General features: G+C 70.9%; 18 protein-coding genes. 9 read left to right on the forward strand and 9 right to left on the reverse strand.

What is annotated here, in order from left to right:
- The first annotated feature begins 136 nt into the window (after window positions 1-136).
- From D0Z08_RS01910 to D0Z08_RS01930, 5 genes are all read left to right on the forward strand, one after another.
- On the forward strand, window positions 137-772 hold the full coding sequence (locus D0Z08_RS01910) for a TetR/AcrR family transcriptional regulator (RefSeq protein ID WP_118922075.1): 636 nt from the start codon (window positions 137-139) through the stop codon (window positions 770-772).
- 40 nt (window positions 773-812) lie between these two features.
- The gene (locus D0Z08_RS01915; protein ID WP_118922077.1) at window positions 813-1034 is read left to right on the forward strand and encodes a DUF3107 domain-containing protein; all 222 of its coding nucleotides are present in this window, start codon (window positions 813-815) and stop codon (window positions 1032-1034) included.
- A 70-nt stretch (window positions 1035-1104) separates the two neighbouring features.
- The gene (locus tag D0Z08_RS01920) at window positions 1105-1917 is read left to right on the forward strand and encodes a PP2C family protein-serine/threonine phosphatase (protein ID WP_118922079.1); all 813 of its coding nucleotides are present in this window, start codon (window positions 1105-1107) and stop codon (window positions 1915-1917) included.
- Between the two features lie 50 nt (window positions 1918-1967).
- Window positions 1968-2306, forward strand: coding sequence for a hypothetical protein (locus tag D0Z08_RS01925; protein ID WP_118922081.1), 339 nt, complete (start codon window positions 1968-1970; stop codon window positions 2304-2306).
- A gap of 314 nt (window positions 2307-2620) precedes the next feature.
- Entirely contained in the window at window positions 2621-3439 is an 819-nt protein-coding gene (locus D0Z08_RS01930; protein WP_118922083.1) for a hypothetical protein, read from the forward strand.
- Window positions 3440-3498: 59 nt separating this feature from the next.
- Here D0Z08_RS01930 and ligD (D0Z08_RS01935) read toward each other — a convergent pair whose 3' ends face one another.
- Genes ligD (D0Z08_RS01935) through lhgO form a run of 3 tightly spaced genes read right to left on the reverse strand, consistent with a single transcriptional unit; the run spans window position 3499 to window position 6573 of the window.
- On the reverse strand, window positions 3499-4407 hold the full coding sequence (gene ligD / locus D0Z08_RS01935; protein WP_118922085.1) for a non-homologous end-joining DNA ligase: 909 nt from the start codon (window positions 4405-4407) through the stop codon (window positions 3499-3501).
- On the reverse strand, window positions 4400-5344 hold the full coding sequence (gene ligD / locus D0Z08_RS01940; RefSeq protein ID WP_425454034.1) for a non-homologous end-joining DNA ligase: 945 nt from the start codon (window positions 5342-5344) through the stop codon (window positions 4400-4402). Before ligD (D0Z08_RS01940) ends, ligD (D0Z08_RS01935) begins: the two co-directional genes overlap by 8 nt.
- Before the next feature lie 17 nt (window positions 5345-5361).
- A complete protein-coding gene (lhgO, locus tag D0Z08_RS01945) occupies window positions 5362-6573 on the reverse strand; it encodes an L-2-hydroxyglutarate oxidase (RefSeq protein WP_245993523.1) in 1212 nt (403 codons plus the stop codon).
- Between the two features lie 43 nt (window positions 6574-6616).
- On the opposite strand from lhgO, the gene ku reads away from it, so the two are divergent.
- The 3 genes from ku to D0Z08_RS01960 all read left to right on the forward strand — a co-directional run bounded on the left by ku (window position 6617) and on the right by D0Z08_RS01960 (window position 9791).
- Window positions 6617-7522 (forward strand): non-homologous end joining protein Ku, encoded by a 906-nt coding sequence (ku, locus tag D0Z08_RS01950; RefSeq protein ID WP_118922091.1) that lies wholly within the window; start codon window positions 6617-6619, stop codon window positions 7520-7522.
- 751 nt (window positions 7523-8273) lie between these two features.
- Window positions 8274-9200 (forward strand): HNH endonuclease signature motif containing protein, encoded by a 927-nt coding sequence (locus tag D0Z08_RS01955; RefSeq protein ID WP_118922093.1) that lies wholly within the window; start codon window positions 8274-8276, stop codon window positions 9198-9200.
- 114 nt (window positions 9201-9314) lie between these two features.
- Entirely contained in the window at window positions 9315-9791 is a 477-nt protein-coding gene (locus D0Z08_RS01960; RefSeq protein WP_118922095.1) for an HIT family protein, read from the forward strand.
- Here D0Z08_RS01960 and D0Z08_RS01965 read toward each other — a convergent pair whose 3' ends face one another.
- Window positions 9792-10169 (reverse strand): YybH family protein, encoded by a 378-nt coding sequence (locus D0Z08_RS01965; RefSeq protein WP_118922097.1) that lies wholly within the window; start codon window positions 10167-10169, stop codon window positions 9792-9794.
- 110 nt (window positions 10170-10279) lie between these two features.
- On the opposite strand from D0Z08_RS01965, the gene D0Z08_RS01970 reads away from it, so the two are divergent.
- Complete coding sequence (locus D0Z08_RS01970) at window positions 10280-10858, forward strand: FMN-dependent NADH-azoreductase (protein WP_118922099.1); 579 nt, start codon at window positions 10280-10282, stop codon at window positions 10856-10858.
- 9 nt (window positions 10859-10867) lie between these two features.
- On the opposite strand, the gene rodA is transcribed toward D0Z08_RS01970, so the two are convergent.
- From rodA to D0Z08_RS01995, 5 genes are read right to left on the reverse strand one after another with little or no spacing between them, the layout of a single operon-like run.
- Window positions 10868-12088, reverse strand: a complete 1221-nt coding sequence (gene rodA, locus D0Z08_RS01975) for a rod shape-determining protein RodA (protein WP_118922101.1) — start codon at window positions 12086-12088, stop codon at window positions 10868-10870.
- A 1-nt stretch (window position 12089) separates the two neighbouring features.
- Window positions 12090-14231: a penicillin-binding protein 2 gene (mrdA, locus tag D0Z08_RS01980; protein WP_118922103.1), complete on the reverse strand. Its 2142-nt coding sequence runs from the start codon at window positions 14229-14231 to the stop codon at window positions 12090-12092.
- Window positions 14231-14821 carry a rod shape-determining protein MreD gene (gene mreD, locus D0Z08_RS01985; RefSeq protein ID WP_118922105.1) on the reverse strand — a complete coding sequence of 197 codons (591 nt, stop codon included), beginning with the start codon at window positions 14819-14821 and terminating at the stop codon, window positions 14231-14233. The genes mrdA and mreD overlap by 1 nt, the downstream gene beginning before the upstream one ends.
- The gene (mreC, locus tag D0Z08_RS01990; RefSeq protein WP_118922107.1) at window positions 14818-15756 is read right to left on the reverse strand and encodes a rod shape-determining protein MreC; all 939 of its coding nucleotides are present in this window, start codon (window positions 15754-15756) and stop codon (window positions 14818-14820) included. Before mreC ends, mreD begins: the two co-directional genes overlap by 4 nt.
- Window positions 15756-16787: a rod shape-determining protein gene (locus D0Z08_RS01995; RefSeq protein ID WP_281271696.1), complete on the reverse strand. Its 1032-nt coding sequence runs from the start codon at window positions 16785-16787 to the stop codon at window positions 15756-15758. The genes mreC and D0Z08_RS01995 overlap by 1 nt, the downstream gene beginning before the upstream one ends.
- Window positions 16788-16837 lie beyond the last annotated feature (50 nt).

Below are 16837 nucleotides of genomic sequence, written 5' to 3' on the forward strand. Positions count from 1 at the left end.
GGGATAACAGCGGCGTCGATGCTCGTGTTCCCGGTCCATCCATGGTCCCTCTCCCACCCTGACCGTCCCCGACACGTCCCGTCATCCGGACCCGGCCCCTCCCCGCCGTCGCCGTACTCGGGAGTAGGCTCACGGCGTGGTCAGCAGGTCGTACGACGTCGAGGACCCCCGCCGTCCGCGTGGGATCCGGTTGCCGCGCCGTGAGCGCCGCGCCCAGCTGCTTGCGTCCGCCCTCGAGGTTTTCGTCGCTCAGGGCTATCACGCGGCCGCGATGGACGACATCGCCGAGCGCGCCGGGGTGTCGAAACCGGTGCTCTACCAGCACTTCCCGGGCAAGCTCGAGCTCTACCTCGCGCTCCTCGACGACGCCTGCGACGCGATCATCGCCAACTGCCGCGCCGCCCTGGAGTCGACCAACGACAACAAGCAGCGCGTGGCTGCGGCGATGGACGCTTTCTACGGCTACGTCGCGCACGACGCCGGCGCGTTCCGCCTGGTCTTCGAGTCCGACCTCACCAGCGAGCCGGCCGTCCGCGACCACGTCGACCGGGTGACGATCGAGTGCGCCGACCTGATCGCCGAGGTGATCAACGAGGACACCGGGCTTCCCGCCGCCGCGTCCCGGCTGCTCGCGGTCTCCCTGGTCGGCATGGGCCAGGTCAGCGCGCGGTTCTGGCTCACCGACTCCGGTGGCCTCGAGCGCGAGGAGGCCGTGGCCCTCGTGTCGGGCCTGGCCTGGCGCGGCATCCGGGGCTATCCGCTCACCGACTAGGCTCGTCAGTATTCGCCTCAAGCAAGATGAAGGAGCCTCAGTGGAGGTCAAGATCGGCGTGCAGAACGCCGCCCGTGAGCTGACTGTCGAGACCGACGAGAGTTCCGACGCGATCGAGAAGCTGGTGACCGACGCGATCGCCAAGGGCGGCGTGGTGGTGCTCACCGACTCGAAGGGCCAGCGCACCGTCGTACCGGCCGACAAGCTCGCCTACGTGCACATCGGCCGCAGCGTGGCCGGACAGGTCGGCTTCCGCTCCTAGGGAACTCATCGCCGGCTCCCAGGCGTTCCTCAGGCAACACGGGAAGCGTGCCCGTGAAGAGGTGAGGGTCATGCTGCAGTTCCGTTTCGCTGCTGAGAGCGACACCGGTCGGGTCCGGGACAACAACGAGGACGCCGGGTTCGCCGGCCCCTACCTGCTGTGCGTCGCCGACGGGGTCGGCGGCGCCGCCGCCGGCGAGGTGGCCTCGGCCACGACGTCGTACGTCGTCAGCGCCCGCGCGCTCGCCAATCCCGGCTACGACCCGCTCCGGCTGCTCGCGGCCGCAGCCGAGGAGGCGCACGACCAGCTCGTGCTCGGCGTAGGCACCGATCCGCGCCGGCTCGGCATGGCGACGACGCTGACCGCGATCCTCACCGACGGCGTCCGCACCGCGCTCGCCCACATCGGCGACTCCCGCGCCTACCTGCTGCGCGACGGCGGCTTCACCCAGCTCAGCCACGACCACACGATGGTGCAGGCGATGGTCGACGCCGGCCGGATCACTCCCGCCGAGGCGGCGGCGTCGCCGCACCGCAACGTCGTGCTCCAGGCCATCGACGCGACGAGCACGCCGACGCCGGACCTGCTGTGGCTGGACCTGCGTCCCGGTGACCGGCTGCTCCTCTGCAGCGACGGGGTGAGCGACGTGCTGCACGAGGCGGCGCTCGCGATGATCCTCACGGTGCCCTCGCCCCGGCTGGCGGCGACCAACCTGATCCAGGCGGCACTCGACGGCGGCAGCCGCGACAACGTCACCGCGATCGTGGCGGACGTGGTCGACGGCCCTCCGATCGTCGGGACCGGTGCGGTGCTCGGCGCGATGGTCGACATGCGCGCCAACGTGGTCGACCCGACCGCCGTCCGACACCTGCGCTCCGCCTGACCGCGCGAAACCCTGGCGCTCCTGTCCGTCGGCGGATCTAGACTGGTGTCATGAGCACACTGTCGTACGAGTACGCGCGCCTCTGGGTGCCGCTGTACGACAACACCACGCTCTCCGTCGCGCGGCCGGTCTTCCTGATCGAGGCGGCCGACGGGTTCGAGGGGATCGTCGCCGAGAAGAACACGACCCTGATCGCCGTGCTCAACGAGCTCGGCCGCGACGGCTGGCGCATCGACACCACGGCGATCCGGGTCACGGCACCGTCGCCGGAGTTCCAGCTGCTCATCGACGCCACGCTCGACGAGGTCGACGGCGGCTCCCTGAGCGAGGCCGACTCGGGCGCCGTCAACGAGTTCGACGTCTACGGCATGCGCCGCCGGCTGAGCTAGGACAACGAGGCGCCAAATGCGCCTTCGCACCTGCCCCGGAGGCGCATTTCGCGCCTTTCCACAGGCGCCGAGGGCGGACGTTTCCACCGATCGGTCCCCGGGGGACGTCCACGTGCATGGACGACGACAAATGGCGACCCCGCTGCCCTCCGGCGCGCGGGCTGGTGGTGCCCGTACGCCTCGATCCGACCGGAGCGGCAGGACCCACTCGCCACCAGGCCAGGCGCGGACGCTGGCGCCAGACGACCCACGGCTTCCACGTTCCCGCCGACACCAATAGAGACGTCGTCGAACAACGAATCCTGGAACAGTCGATGCGGGTCGACGCTGTCGGGGCCGTCACGGGGTGGGCGGCGCTGCGGCTCTATGGCGCCGCGTTCTTCGACGGCCTCGCCCCTGACGGCCGCACCACGATGCCCGTGCCCCTGGTGAGCCCGCACCACCTGGCTGACACCGCCGACAGCATCACCTCCAGGGCGAGCCTCGCCGGCCACCGCTTGTGGGTCGTCCAAGGGGTCCGCTGCGTCGGCGTGGAGCGCGCGGTGGTCGACGAGATCGCCCGCGTCGACGACCTGCGCGAGGCCGTCGTCGTCATCGACATGGCTTGCGCGGCAAGGATCACCTCGTTGGCCAGAATCCGTTCCTACGCAGAGCGCCATCCCCGTGCTCGCGCGCTGGTGCTGAGCGCCCTGGCGCTCGCAAGTGAGCACAGCCTGTCCCCACAGGAGACACGAATGCGGCTCGTCTGGGTGCTTGACGCCGGCTGGCCGGAGCCGGCGTGCAACCGGATCGTCTATGCCCCGAGCGGGCAGATCCTCGGTCGTCCCGACCTGCTGGACATGGAGACGGGCGTGGTCGGCGAGTACAACGGCGCATTCCACCGCGGCCGAGCCCGACACCGTTCGGACGTGGGGCGCGCCGAGCTCTTTCGCTCGCACGGTCTCGAACCGTTCGAGGTGGTGGCGGGCGACGGGCCAGAGGTGCAGATCGCCAGGATGCGGTCGGCCCGTGAGCGCGCCCTCGGAGGTGTCACACCTCGCCGGTGGACGACCGACCCGCCACCGGGTGCCCTCGTCCCGGCTGAGATGTCCGTGGACGAGGAGCTCGATCTCCACGCCTGGCCCGCCGACTGACTGGAGGCGCCAAAAGCGCCATCGCGCCTGCTCCGCAGGCGCATTTCACGCCTCGGCGCTCAGTCCTGTTCGAGAGCGGCGAACAGGTCGCCGTACTCCTCGATCCGGTCGAGCACGTCGGCCATCCCGAACTGGTCGAGCCCGAGCTCGTCCTCGGCGCCGGCCTCGACCTCCTCCCAGGTGATGGGAGTGGCGACGGTCGGCCGGTCGCGTCCGCGCAGGGAGTACGGCGAGATCGTGGTCTTCGAGCCCGCGTTCTGGGACCAGTCGATGAAGACCTTGCCCCGCCGCCGGGCCTTCGTCATCGTCGCCGTGATCAGTGACGAGTGGGCGGCGGCGAGCTCCTCGGCGACCTCCTTCGCCACGCCGGTGACCTCCTCCGAAGGAAGGTAGGAGGACAGGTCTGCATACAGGTGGAGGCCCTTGCTGCCGCTGGTGACGGGGCGGGCGTCCAGGCCACGGGCGGCGAGGGCGTCCCTGGCCTTGAGGGCGACCTGGCAGCACTCGTGCAGCCCGGCAGGCTCCCCGGGGTCGAGGTCGACGACCAAGCGGTCCGCGCCCAGCGGCTCGTCCGAGTCGTCGATCGTCCACTGGTGGACATGCAGCTCGAGCGCCGCGAGGTTGACCATCCACATCAGCGTGGCCAGGTCCTCGACGATCGGGAACACCAGGGTGTCGCCGTGGCGGCTGGGGCCGCGGGAGCCGGTCGTCGGCACTTCCGCCGTGCGCACCCACGACGGGGTGCCGGCCGGCACGTTCTTCTCGAAGAAGCTCATCGTCTGGACCCCGTGCGGCCAGCGGATCCGGGTGACCGGCCGGCCGGCGAGATGCGGGAGCAGCACCGGCGCGATCCGCGCGTAGTAGTCGAGCACCTCGCCCTTCGTGGTGCCGGTGGCCGGGTAGAGCACCTTCTCCAGGTTGCTCAGCTTGAGGGTGCGACCCTCGACGTCGACGTGGACCTCAGTCATCGGCGTTCCCCAGGTCGTCGGGTGCGAGATCGCTGCGCAGGCCCTGGTACGACGGCTGCCGGAGCCGCTCGTAGCCGAGGCCGTGGGTGTCGATGTCGACGACGAGGACGGGCTCCAGCCAGTTCGTGCCCTGCGCGTCGACCTTCGGGACCTCGTCTACGAAGGGGCTGCTGCTCCGGGCCAGGCCCGCCACCAGCTGGGTCAGCAGCTTGGACTGCTTGGGACCGATCCCGCTGCCGACCCTTCCGCGATAGGCGAGGCCGCCGGCCGTCGGCTCGCCCACCAACAGGGCCGCCAGGTGGGTGCCGCCGGTCTGCGGCCGCCAGCCACCGACGACGTACGACGCCCGGTGGCGGTGCGCGAACTTCAGCCAGTGCTGGGTCCGCTCCCCCGGTCGGTAGCGGGAGTCCAGCCGCTTGCTGACGATCCCCTCGAGCCCCTGGGCCCGGGTCGCGTCGAAGAGCATCGCGCCGTCGTCGTACGTGCTGGGCACCTGCCAGCCGGTGCCCGCGAGGTCGAGGGCGGCGAGCCGTTCGCGGCGCTCGGTGAGCGGTCGGCCGGTGACGTCCTCGCCGCCGTCACGGAGCAGGTCGAACACCATGAACGTCGCGGGCACCCGCTCGGCGAGCCGCGCGACCGCCGTCGCCTTCCGCACGTGGATCCGCTCGGCCAGCACCCGGAAGTCGGGGAGCCCGCGCTCGTTGAGGGCGATGATCTCGCCGTCCACGACCAGGTCGCGACGGGGCGGTGGTGTGGTCAGCTCGGGCCAGGCGCCCGTGATGTCGTTGCCGTTGCGGCTGGTGAGCCGCACGCCCGCGCCGGTCGAAGCGTCCACCGTCGCCAACGCGCGGACGCCGTCCCACTTCACCTCGTGGCACCAGTCGTCGCCGGTCGGCACGTGGCTGCCGGCGGTGGCGAGCATCGGCAGGAGAGGCACGAGGCCCATCATGCCGGTCAGTCGGCGCTGATGCGGTCCACGACATACGCGGCGATCGCGAGGCTGGACGTGGCCGCGGGCGAGGGGGCGTTGCGCACGCTGGTCACGCCGCCGCCGCTGACGATCGCGAAGTCGTCGAGGAGCGACCCGTCGCGAGCCACCGCCTGGGCGCGGACCCCCGCGCCCGCGCGGGTCACGTCGGCCGGACCGATCTCGGGCACGTACCGCTGGGCGGCCCGCAGGTAGGCGCGTTTCGACGCGGAGCCGCGCACCTCCCGGACACCGGTGCGCCAGTGCGTGCGCGCCATCCGCCAGAAGCCGGGATGGGCCAGGGTGGCGGCCGCGTCCTTGAGGTTCAGGTGGGGGCGGACGCCGTACCCCTCCCTGTCCAGGGCCAGCACCGCGTTCGGCCCGATCTCCAGACCGCCGCCGACCCGGCGGGTGAAGTGCACGCCGAGGAACGGGTAGCGCGGGTCCGGTACCGGGTAGACCATGCCCCGCACGAGGTCGCGCTTGGGACCGGTGACGGTGAGGTACTCGCCGCGGAACGGCACGATCCGCGGCTCCTGCTGTCCGTCGACCAGGCGGCCGAGGCGGTCGGCTTGGAGGCCGGCGCAGACGACGACGTGGTCGACGGTGTGGTTCCCGGTCGTCGTGACGATCTCGCGGCGGGTGCCACGCGCGGTGACACCGGTGACGGTCGTGGAGAGGAGTACGGCGCCGCCGGCCTCCTCGACCTCCTTCGCGAGCTGCCGGGTGATCGCCGGGTAGTCGGTGATCGCCGTGCGGGGCGAGTGCAGCGCCGCGATGCCGGTCGCGTGCGGCTCGATGTCCCGGATCTCGTCGGGGCCGATCCGGCGCAGGCCCGGGACGCCGTTCTCCGTGGCGGTGCGCTCAAGGAGGTCGAACCGGCCCATCTCGGCGGGGTCGACCGCGACGACGAGCTTGCCGCACTCGACGTACGGGAGGTCGTGCTCGAGGCAGTAGTCGCGGATCAGGGCCCGGCCGCGCGCGCACAGCTCGGCCTTGAGACTGCCCGGGCGGTAGTAGATCCCGGCGTGCACGACCCCCGAGTTGTGGCCGGTCTGATGGGCGGCCAGGCGGTCCTCCTTCTCGAGGACGACGACCTTGGTGCCGGGGCGGCGCCGGGTCAGCTCGCGGGCCACGGCGAGGCCGAGGATGCCGCCGCCGACGACGCCCACGGTCTGCTCGTTGGTCGGCGCTGGCACGCGATCATGGTCCCAGGTCGGTGCGGGGCCGTACGCTGGGGACATGCGTGCGATCTGGAAAGGGGCCGTCTCGTTCGGCCTCGTGAGCGTGCCGGTGAAGCTCTACTCGGCCACCGAGAGCCACGACGTGTCCTTCCGGCAGGTGCACGCCAAGGACGGCGGCCGGATCAAGTACCAGCGGGTGTGCTCGATCGACGGCGAGGAAGTGCCGTACGCCGACATCGCGAAGGGCTACGAGACCGAGGACGGCGAGATGGTCATCCTCACCGAGGACGACCTGGCGGAGCTGCCGTCGACGTCGTCGCGTGAGATCGCCGTCGAGAAGTTCGTCCCCAGTGACCAGATCGACCCGATGCTCTTCGAGAAGTCCTACTACCTCGAGCCCGAGGCGACCGGCGCCAAGCCCTACGCCCTGCTGCGCCAGGCGCTGCTCGACGCCGACCGGATGGCGGTCGTCACCGTCGCGCTGCGGCAGCGGACGACCACGGCTGTCCTGCGCGTGCGCGGCGACGTCATCGTCATGCAGACGATGATGTGGCCCGACGAGATCCGCACGCCCGACTTCAAGGTCGAGACCGGCGAGATCAAGGACTCCGAGGTCAAGATGGCGCACATGCTCGTCGAGACCCTCGCCGGCGACTTCGAGCCCGAGGAGTTCGAGGACGACTACGCCGCGGCCGTCGAAGCCGTCGTCAAGGCGAAGATCGAGGGCGGCGAGGTCCGCCGTACTCCCACGTCGACGAAGACCGGCGGCGAGGTCGTCGACCTGCTCGCCGCGCTCCAGCGCTCTGTCGAGGCGGCCAAGACCGCGCGCGGCGAGGAGACCGAGGAGACCGAGGAGAAGCCGAAGGAGTCGGCCAAGAAGGCCCCCGCCAAGAAGGCTGCGAAGAAGGCTCCGGCGAAGAAGACCGCCGCCAAGAAGAAGGCGGCGGCCAAGAAGGCCAGCTGAGAAGCCTGGTCCTGTATCGGCTCGCTGGATTGTCGTGACCACCGATCAGGCGGGCGCGGACCCCCGGCCCTGCCCGGGCTTCGGGGCTGAGGTGCTCGCTTGGCAGAGGTCCGAGGAGTACGGCGGGCCGCTGGTTGAGGTGCGAGGCGCGCCAGCGCCGAGCCTCGAAACCAAGGCCCTGGCACCCCGGCGAGCCACTTGTGGTCCACAGGCCGGGAAGTGTGAATCGCCCGTCCACAGGCGGGTTCTGAGCGTTTCGGTGTGTCGGGGGTCAGGTGTTGAATGTTCAGTATGGATCTCGGGACCGCACCCCTCTTCGGCCTCTCCGCCCCGGTGGCGGACGAGGCCGTCGAGGGCGCGCCGGTCTGGCGGTCGCGGGAGCTGCTGGCCGAGATCCGTGACGACCAGACCGCGATCACCGAGCACGAGCTCTCCAAGATCCGTCGGATCGCCGAGTGGGCCGGCGAGCACGTCGTCGCCGACGAAGGCGACGCTTCGACGATCACCGAGCGGGGTCTGGACACCGGGCTCCCGGTCGCCGGCCCCGGCGCCCCGCTGATCAGCGACTTCGCGGTGATGGAGCTCTCCGCGCTGCTGGGCCGGTCGCTGGACTCCGGCCGCTCCTACGTGGGTCAGGTGGTGGAGCTGGCCTACCGGCTCCCCCAGACCTGGGCCCGGGTGCTGGAGGTGTGGAAGGCACTGCGGATCGCCGACACCACCCGCACCCCTCCCCGAACAAGCCGCTGGGTTCGTGGACCGGCAGCTCGCACCCATCGCCCACGGCGTCAGCTGGGCGCAGATCGACCGGCTGGTCGAGGAAGCCCTGGTCCGCTACGACCCGGCCGCGGCCGAGGAGAAGCGCACGGCGGCCCAGGAGACCCGGCACGTCGACATCGACCTCGACCAGGTCGGGTTCGACGGCACCGCGGAGGTCACCGCCACCCTCGACATCGCCGACGCCCTCGACCTCGAAGCCGCCGTCGCCCGCCGCGCCAATCTGCTCGGCCAGCTCGGCTGCGAGGACTCCCTCGACGTCCGCCGCGCGACCGCGCTCGGGGAGATCGCCCGCCACGACCTCGCCCTCGACCTCCAGATCGTCGACCCCGACACCGGGGAGATCACCCGCACCGTCCCCGGCCGCAGGGTCGAGCTGATCGTCCACCTCAACGACACCGGCGGCCACACGGCCGACGGCGCGGTCGGGCGGTTCGCCAACACCCGCACCCCGATCTCACCGGAGCAGGTCAAGGAATGGATGGGCACCCCGGGCACCAGCGTGCTCGTGCGGCCCGTGATCGACCTCAACGGCCACCAGCCGGTCGACTCCTACGAGATCCCCGACCGGATCCGCCGCCAGGTCACCCTGGCCGACCACCACTGCACCTACCCCTACTGCACCAGGCCCGCCGAACGCTGCGACCTCGACCACAACATCCCCCACACCCAGGGCGGACCAACCTGTCGATGCAACCTCAACCCGAAGTGCCGCGGCCACCACCGGTACAAGACCTCAGGACTCGCGACCTGCCGGACCCTCTCACCCGGCACCTACCTGTGGACCCTGCCCAGCGGCCTGTACCTGGTCGACCCCACCGGCACCTCCGACCTCACCCCCCGACCCGGCACCACCCAGCCGACCGAACCGCCGGCAGACACGGCCGACCCACCCGACGAGTAGCCACCGAGCCCCGACACCCCGCCACCTGGTTCGACCGGCGGGGCCATCGGCATGTCCAGGGACAAGTCGACTGCTCGGTAGCGTGTGTGCGCCTCTCCTGAAACGATCACGCCCATGGCTGAGGCACCGGGGTCAGAGGTAGGCGCTTGCATCTTCTGCGCCATCGTGGCGCGGCAAGCCCAAGCCAGCGTGGTCTACGAAGACAGCACCGCTGTCGTGTTCATGGACCTCAACCCGGTCACGCCCGGACACCTTCTCGTCGTTCCTCGCGAGCACGCGGTGGGCTTCGAGGACCTCGATGAGGCGACCAGCGCTCACGTGTGGTCCGTCGGCCACCGGATGGCACGGGCGCTCCGGCGCTCGGGCCTGCGCTGCGAAGGGATCAACGTCTTCGTCGCTGACGGCGAGGTCGCGTTCCAGGAGGTCTTCCACTTCCACCTGCACGTGATCCCGCGCTACGCCGGGGAAGGCTTCTCGATCAATGCCGCCTGGGAGAAGCGGGAGCGAGCCCTCCTGGACGCCGACGCTGAAGCGGTCAGGTCCGCCCTGGCAGTCGGATTGGGCGGAGATTCTGAGTCTCGCTCCGGCTGACTAGTGCCCGTCGGGCTGGCCCGGCGCGAAGGGCCACTCCTCGAACGAGGAGCAGCGACCGTCCTCACCGAATCGCAGGACCCACAGGTCGCGCCAAGGCGAGCTGTCGGGAGCGCCGTACTCGACGACGACCCGGACGACGGCAGTCTCTCCCTCGACCGCCACGACATCGCTCGACATGGTGAACGCCTCGTCGGCGCCGTCACGCTCGGCATCCCAGAACCGCGCGATCGCGTCCAGACCCTCAAGGGGTTGGGCCCAGGGCGACGGAAGGTAGGTAGCGTCCGGCAGGAACAGGTCCGCCAGCCCGCCGGTCCCTGGTGTGCGCCAGAGCCGTTCATAGCCGGCAACCCATTGCGTGACAGCGCTGCGATCCATGGGCCCATTGTCTCTACGGCGCCCTCAGTTCAGGGTTAGCCCGGTGGCGGCGGGCCAGTCGGCACGGCCAACCTGGGGTCACCCCTCTCCTGCACGGAACGGAGCCCGTCATGAAGCGCACGATCCTTCGCGTGGACTCCGGCGCGGACCACGCGGCGTCGGTGACCCGGCGGCTCGCCGACGTCCTCGTCGAGCACCTTGCGGGTCCCGACGACCAGGTCGTCCGACGCGCTGCCACCGAGGGCCTCCCGCTCGTCACCGGCTCCTGGGTCGAGGCCGCGTTCGCTGACGGCGACCGTACGGCGTTGGCCCACTCGGACGAGCTCGTCGTCGAGCTCCTCGCCGCCGACGAGGTGGTCCTGGTCGCTCCGGTCTACAACTTCGGGATCCCTGCCGCGCTGAAGGCCTGGGTGGACCAGGTGCTGCGCGCCGGCAGGACGTTCCGCTTCGGCGAGCATGGTCCGGTCGGACTGGTCCCGGCACGGCGAGCCTGGATCGTGACGGCGTCCGGATCCACCCGCGTCGGGAGCGACCTCGACTTCAACACCCCGTACCTGCGCGCCGTCCTCGGCTTCATCGGAGTCCCCGATGTGCGCGTGATCGCCGCCGACGCTCACCAGGTCGACCACGAGTCCGTCCAGCGGGGGCTCGACGCGGCCACCTTGCCCGGCGTGGCCGCCGTGGCCTGACCCCGCGGTTCAGCCCCGGACCAGCACCCGCTTGGCCGGCTGCATCCGCGACGCGGGTGCGGAGATGGTGCGCAGGTGGATGTTCTGCAGCAGCCCGACCGCGAGCATCCCGGCGAACATCGACGAGCCGCCGTACGACACGAACGGAAGCGGTACGCCGGTGACGGGCATGATGCCGACGCACATCCCGATGTTCTGAAAGGCCTGGAAGCCGAACCAGCAGGCGATGCCGGCCGCGGCGATCCGACCGAAGACGTCGTCGCTGCGGGAGGCGATCATCAGCGCCCGCCAGATCACGATGCCGAGCAACGCGATCACGAAGGCGGCGCCGACCAGGCCCAGCTCCTCGCCGGCGACGGTGAACACGAAGTCCGTGTGCTGCTCGGGCACGAACCCGGAGCTCGTCTGCGAGCCGTCGAACAGGCCCTGACCGAACAGGCCGCCGTTGCCGACCGCGATCCGCGCCTGCTCGACGTTGTAGCCCGCCCCCCGCGGGTCACGTCCGGGGTCGGTGAACGCGAGGAAGCGGTCGACCTGGTACTGCTCGAGGAAGCCGGTCGCCACCGCGAACACCGCCACCAGCACACCCGATCCGGCAAGCACGGCGAGCCAGCGGCGGTGCGCGCCGGAGGCGGCGACCACGCCGAAGACGGTCGCGCTGAGCACGAGCATGGTGCCGAGGTCGGGCTGGGTGAGGATCAGCACGGCGGGGAGCGCGGCGACGGCGAGCATCAGGAGCACGTCGATCGTCCCGACCCGGTCGCGCCACCGACCCTCGCTCCGCTCGGCGACGACGAGCGCCATGCCGACGACCACGGCCAGCTTGGCGAGCTCGGACGGCTGAAGGGACAGCCCGCCGATCATCAGCCAGGACCGCGAGCCGTTGATGGTCGTGCCCATGACCAGCACGAGCACCAGGCCGACGACGGCCATGGCGTAGCCGATCGGGGCGAGGATCCGGACCCAGCGGTGGTCGGTCGCGGCCACGACCACCATCAGCCCGATGCCGATGCCGAGGTTGACGATCTGCTTGGCCAGGAACGCCTTGGGGTCGCCACCGGTGAGGTCGTCGCGGTTGACCGTCGCCGACCACACGAGCACGCAGCCGAGCATGCCGAGCAGCACGACGGCGACGAGCAGCGCGAGGTCGAGGTCACGCCAGCGCAGCCAGCTGGTGCTGGCGACCCGGCGCGACCGCGCCGACGTACGGGTGCCGACGACCGTTGCCATGTCAGTCCTCCAAGCGTGCCGGCGGCAGGATCGAGCCGTCGCGGGCGAAGATCGGCAGCCGCTCGGGCGGCACGGTGCCGGGGATGGCTGCCTTGTCGGGGCGGACGGTCTCCCCCTCGATGCCGTACAAGGACTCCCAGATCTTGCGGATGCCGTCACCGGTCGAGCCCGAGCCGGTGCCGCCCTGGCTGATCATCATGACCACGACGTAGTCCTCGTTGTACGACGCGACCCAGCCGGTCGACTGCTTGCCGTAGACCTCCGCGGAGCCGGTCTTCGCCCGGATCTGCACGTCGTCCAACGGGAAGCCGCCGAGCTTCCAGGCCAGCGTGCCCTCGCGGCTGACGTTCTTGAGCGCCTCGTCGATGTAGTGCAGCACCGCGTCGGGGACGCCGACCTCGCCGCCCTTCGACGGTGCGATCTCGCGGATGACCTCGCCGTCCGGCGACACGATCGCCTTGCCGACCCGCGGCTCCCAGAGGATGCCGCCGTTGCCGATCGCGGCGTACGCACGCGCCAGCTGCAGCGGCGTCACGATCGTGTCGCCCTGGCCGATTGCGAAGTTCACGGCGTCACCGGCGCGGTAGGCGTAGCCCTCGACGCAGAACTCGTAGGCGAACTTGTAGACGAAGTCGCTGATTCCCTTGTTCTGCGGAGCGTCCTGCGGCCTTGATGATATTCCGCAGTAGTAGTCCTTCATCGAGCGGTAGTAGTCACGCTTCCACTCCCGGTCGGCGATCCGGCCGGAGGACTCACCGGGGATGTCGATGCGCGTCGCGCTGCCGAAGCCGAAGTCGAGAGCCTGCTCGACCAGCGGGTCCTTGGCGTCGACGTCGGCGACGTCGGAGCCGAAGCGCTGCCAGTAGTCGTACCCGATCCGGTAGAAGAAGGTGTTGCACGAGACCTTGAGCGCGTCGGCGAAGGAGATGTAGCCGTAGGCGCCCGACTCGTAGTTCTTGAAGTCACGGTTGCCGACGCGGAACGCCGACGAGCAGTTGAGACGGGTGTCGGTGCCGTAGCCGTGGGTCAGGGCTCCCGCGGTCATGAACGGCTTCCACGTCGACCCGGGCGCGAACTGTCCCTGCAGGGCCCGCCCGAGCAGCGGCGTGCCGGCGGCCTCGGAGTAGAGGCGCTTGAGCTGCTTCTGGGTGATGCCTCCGGCCCAGATCGCGGGGTCGTACGTCGGCTGGCTGGCCATGGCGATGACCCGGCCGGTGTCCGCCTCCATCACGACCGCGGCCCCCGAGTCGGCCTCGAACAGCCGCCCGGTCACGGGGTCGATCGTCGAGCGGGCCGTGGTGATCATCTGGTTGAGCTGGCGCTCGACGATGCCCTGGACCTTCGCGTCGATCGACGTCACGAGGGTGTCACCGGGCTGCGACTGGATGTCCCCCTCCTCGCCGATCACCTCGCCGTTGGCGTTGACCTTGACCCGCTGGTAGCCGGGCTGCCCGCGCAACCACGCGTCGTACTCCTTCTCGACGCCGGCGCGGCCGACCACCGAGGCGCCGTTGACCGACGTGTCGCCGCCGACCTCGGCCTCCTCCAGCTCGTCCTTCGTGATCGGGCTCAGGTAGCCGAGCAGGTGGGCGGCGTTGATGCCGTAGGGCTGCGGATAGTCACGCACGCTCTGCTGCACCACGACCACGCCGGGGAAGTCCTCCGGCTGCTCGTTGATGCGCAGCGCGGTGGCGTCGTCGAGGTCCTGGGCGACGGGGACCGGCTGGTACGGCGACCCGTTCCAGCACACGCCCTCCTTCGCACCCTCGGTGCCGCAGAGCGCCAGCTTGCGCGCGATCTGGCGCGGCTCCACGTCGATCACCCGGCTGATCCGCTTGAGCAGCGCACGGCGCACCCGCGGCTCCATCCGGCCGAGCAGGGTGCGGTCGATGGAGGCGACCCAGGTGAGCCGGTTGGTGACGAGCGGCCGGCCCATCGCGTCCACGATGAGGCCGCGCTCGGGCTGCACGACGATGTCGCGCACCGACTGGGACGCGGCCTTGCCCTGGTACTCCTCCCCCGTCACCACCTGCAGGTAGTACAGGCGCCCGGCGAGGGTCGCCAGCAACGAGAAGGCGAGCGCCTGGATCACGATCAGCCGCAGCCGACTGCGGTGCGAGGAGCTGCTGGTGGACGCCGACATCAGACAGGCGTCCGCCAGGATGCGCGGGGGGTGACCTGGCCGTGCTTCGCGCCCGGCTCCCGGGTGAAGAGCCAGACGGTCACGGGGAGGACGACGAGCGCCACGAGGACGTCGTACGCCACCGCGGCGAGCACCACCTCGAGCATGTCGCCCACGCCGACGACCGGGTCGCGCAGCAGCGTCCCGGAGAGGGCGAAGACGGACGTGCCGATGAAGGCGCCGCCGGCACCGGCCGCGAGCATCAGCGGGTACGGCGGTCGCCCGCCGCCTGCCTGCCCGGACTGCGCGGACTGGGCGGATTGATGGTCGTGCGCGAGCCGGCCCACGACGTAGCCGACCACGAGCAGCGACAGGGCCCACCGCCCGGCGACGTGGTCGGCGGGCGGGGCGAGGTCGAGCAGGAGCCCGGCCCCGAAGCCGAGCAGGGTGGCGAACCGGGGGTCGGTGACCAGCGCGGCGCCGACGACGGCGAGCAGCACCAGGTCGGGCACCACGCCGTTCCAGGCGAGGTGCGGGAAGACCGTGACCTGCAGCAGCAGGGCGGCGACGATGGTCAGGAGGGCGGCGACCAGCCGCGGGGTGCCCCTCATTCGAATGCTCCCGGTTCGATCACGCCTTCTCCGCCGGTCGGGACGACGACGCCGACGCGGTCGAGGTTGGTGAAGTCGACGTACGGCTCGAGGACGGCGCGATAGGTGCCCGCGCGCAGGTCCTCGTAGACCTTCGCGACCTCGCCGATCGGCACGCCTGCGACGTACGGCGCGCCCCCCTCGCTCCCCCAGGTCACGACCGTCTGGCCTTTCTCCGGCACGACGGTGTTGTCGAGCAGTCGCAGCTCGAGCGGGTCGCCGTCGGCGAGCCCACCCCGACCGGCGACGAAGCCGTTCTCCATGTTGTCGCCGACCCGGCCACCGACGGTGGACTCGGGATCGATGACGAGGAGGACGGTGGCGGTGTGGCTGGTGACCTCGATGATCCGGCCGACCAGGCCGTCCGGGTTGAGGACGGTCAGGTCCGGGCGGAGGCCGGCATCCGTGCCGGCGTCGATGGTGACGGTGCTGGAGAAGGACTGGGCGGACCCGTAGCCGATCACCCGGGCCGGCGCGAGCAGGTAGCCGTTGTCGTTGCCCTGGCCCGCGAGGCCTTCCCACTCGGCCAGCCGGTTGGCGTCGTACGGGTTCTTGAGGAGCTCCTGCTCGTACTGGTCGTTGAGGGCCTCCGCCTCGGCGAGGTCGTGGCGGAGGTCCGCATTGGTGTGGAACGCGTCGGGCAGGGCGACGATCGGCTCGAGCACGGTGGCGGCACCCGCCTGGGCGGGGCCGAGCACCTCGCCGACAACCCGCCGGACCGGCGCGACGGGCGACTCCTCGCCGCTGGTGCTGTCGACCACCATCAGCGCGACACACGCCAGCACCAGGGCGACGAGCAGCGAGCGCGACGGCAGCCCGCGCGCCTCGTCGCGCTCCCGCTGCGTGGCGACCTGGCGGGCCGGACGCTGGCGCGGGGGCCGGGTGTCGAGCGACATCAGAAGCGCCGGGGGTTCGTGATCAGGACCTGCTGCAGCGCCTCGAACTCCTCGACGCACCGGCCCGCGCCGAGCGCGACCGAGACGAGGGGGTCCTCGGCGACGTGGACGGGCATCCCGGTCTCGTGACGGATCCGCTCGTCGAGGCCCTTGAGCAGGGCGCCGCCGCCGGTGAGGACGATGCCGCGGTCCATGATGTCGCCGGCGAGCTCCGGCGGGGTCTGGTCGAGGGTGACGCGGACGGCGTCGACGATCGCGTGCAGCGGCTCGTCGAGCGCCTTCCGGATGTCGGCGGACGTCACGGTGACGGTGCGCGGCAGGCCGGTGACCAGGTCGCGGCCCCGGACCTCGCCCTCGGGCTCACCACCCGACGGGAAGGCGTTGCCGAGGGTGATCTTGACCTCCTCGGCGGTGCGTTCGCCGAGCATGAGGCCGTGCTCCTTCTTCATCCACGCGACGATCGCGGCGTCGAGCTCGTCGCCGGCGGTCCGGATGCTGAGGCTGGTGACGATCCCGCCGAGCGAGATCACGGCGACCTCCGTCGTACCGCCGCCGACGTCGACCACCATGTTGCCGGTGGGCTCGTGGACGGGGAGACCGGCGCCGATCGCGGCGGCCATGGGCTCCTCGACGACGTACACGCGCCGCGCGCCGGCCTGGTAGCCGGCCTCCTTGACGGCGCGCTGCTCGACCGGAGTGATCGCGCTCGGGACGCAGATCACCATCCGCGGCTTCGCGAAGTAGCGGCGCTTGTGCACCCGCGCGATGAAGTGACGGAGCATCTGCTCGGTCGCCTCGAAGTCGGCGATGACGCCGTCGCGGAGCGGGCGCAGCGCGGTGATGTTGTCAGGGGTGCGGCCCATCATCGCCTTCGCCTCGTGCCCGACGGCGATCACGTCGCCGGTCGAGTCGTTGAGCGCGACCACGCTGGGCTCGTCGAGCAGCACCCCGCGGCGCCGTACGTAGACCAGCGTGTTGGCGGTGCCGAGGTCAACGGCCAGGTCCCGGCCGATGATGCTGTTCGCCCTCAACGTTTGCCCTCGCAGACGTACTCGGGTCCGACGTCGGTCAGTCAGGCCCA

The organism is Nocardioides immobilis (assembly GCF_003515065.1).
In the GTDB taxonomy this organism is placed as follows: Bacteria; Actinomycetota; Actinomycetes; order Propionibacteriales; family Nocardioidaceae; genus Nocardioides; species Nocardioides immobilis.

Bases quoted from the DNA above. Each gene is read 5' to 3' on its own strand.
- D0Z08_RS01970 (WP_118922099.1), top strand. From the start codon at position 10,280: ATGAAGCGCACGATCCTTCGCGTGGACTCCGGCGCGGACCACGCGGCG.
- D0Z08_RS01925 (WP_118922081.1), top strand. From the start codon at position 1,968: ATGAGCACACTGTCGTACGAGTACGCGCGCCTCTGGGTGCCGCTGTAC.
- mreD (WP_118922105.1), bottom strand. From the start codon at position 14,821: ATGAGGGGCACCCCGCGGCTGGTCGCCGCCCTCCTGACCATCGTCGCC.
- rodA (WP_118922101.1), bottom strand. From the start codon at position 12,088: ATGGCAACGGTCGTCGGCACCCGTACGTCGGCGCGGTCGCGCCGGGTC.
- D0Z08_RS01960 (WP_118922095.1), top strand. From the start codon at position 9,315: ATGGCTGAGGCACCGGGGTCAGAGGTAGGCGCTTGCATCTTCTGCGCC.
- ku (WP_118922091.1), top strand. From the start codon at position 6,617: ATGCGTGCGATCTGGAAAGGGGCCGTCTCGTTCGGCCTCGTGAGCGTG.
- D0Z08_RS01965 (WP_118922097.1), bottom strand. From the start codon at position 10,169: ATGGATCGCAGCGCTGTCACGCAATGGGTTGCCGGCTATGAACGGCTC.
- D0Z08_RS01920 (WP_118922079.1), top strand. From the start codon at position 1,105: ATGCTGCAGTTCCGTTTCGCTGCTGAGAGCGACACCGGTCGGGTCCGG.
- ligD (WP_118922085.1), bottom strand. From the start codon at position 4,407: ATGACTGAGGTCCACGTCGACGTCGAGGGTCGCACCCTCAAGCTGAGC.
- mreC (WP_118922107.1), bottom strand. From the start codon at position 15,756: ATGTCGCTCGACACCCGGCCCCCGCGCCAGCGTCCGGCCCGCCAGGTC.
- mrdA (WP_118922103.1), bottom strand. From the start codon at position 14,231: ATGTCGGCGTCCACCAGCAGCTCCTCGCACCGCAGTCGGCTGCGGCTG.
- D0Z08_RS01930 (WP_118922083.1), top strand. From the start codon at position 2,621: ATGCGGGTCGACGCTGTCGGGGCCGTCACGGGGTGGGCGGCGCTGCGG.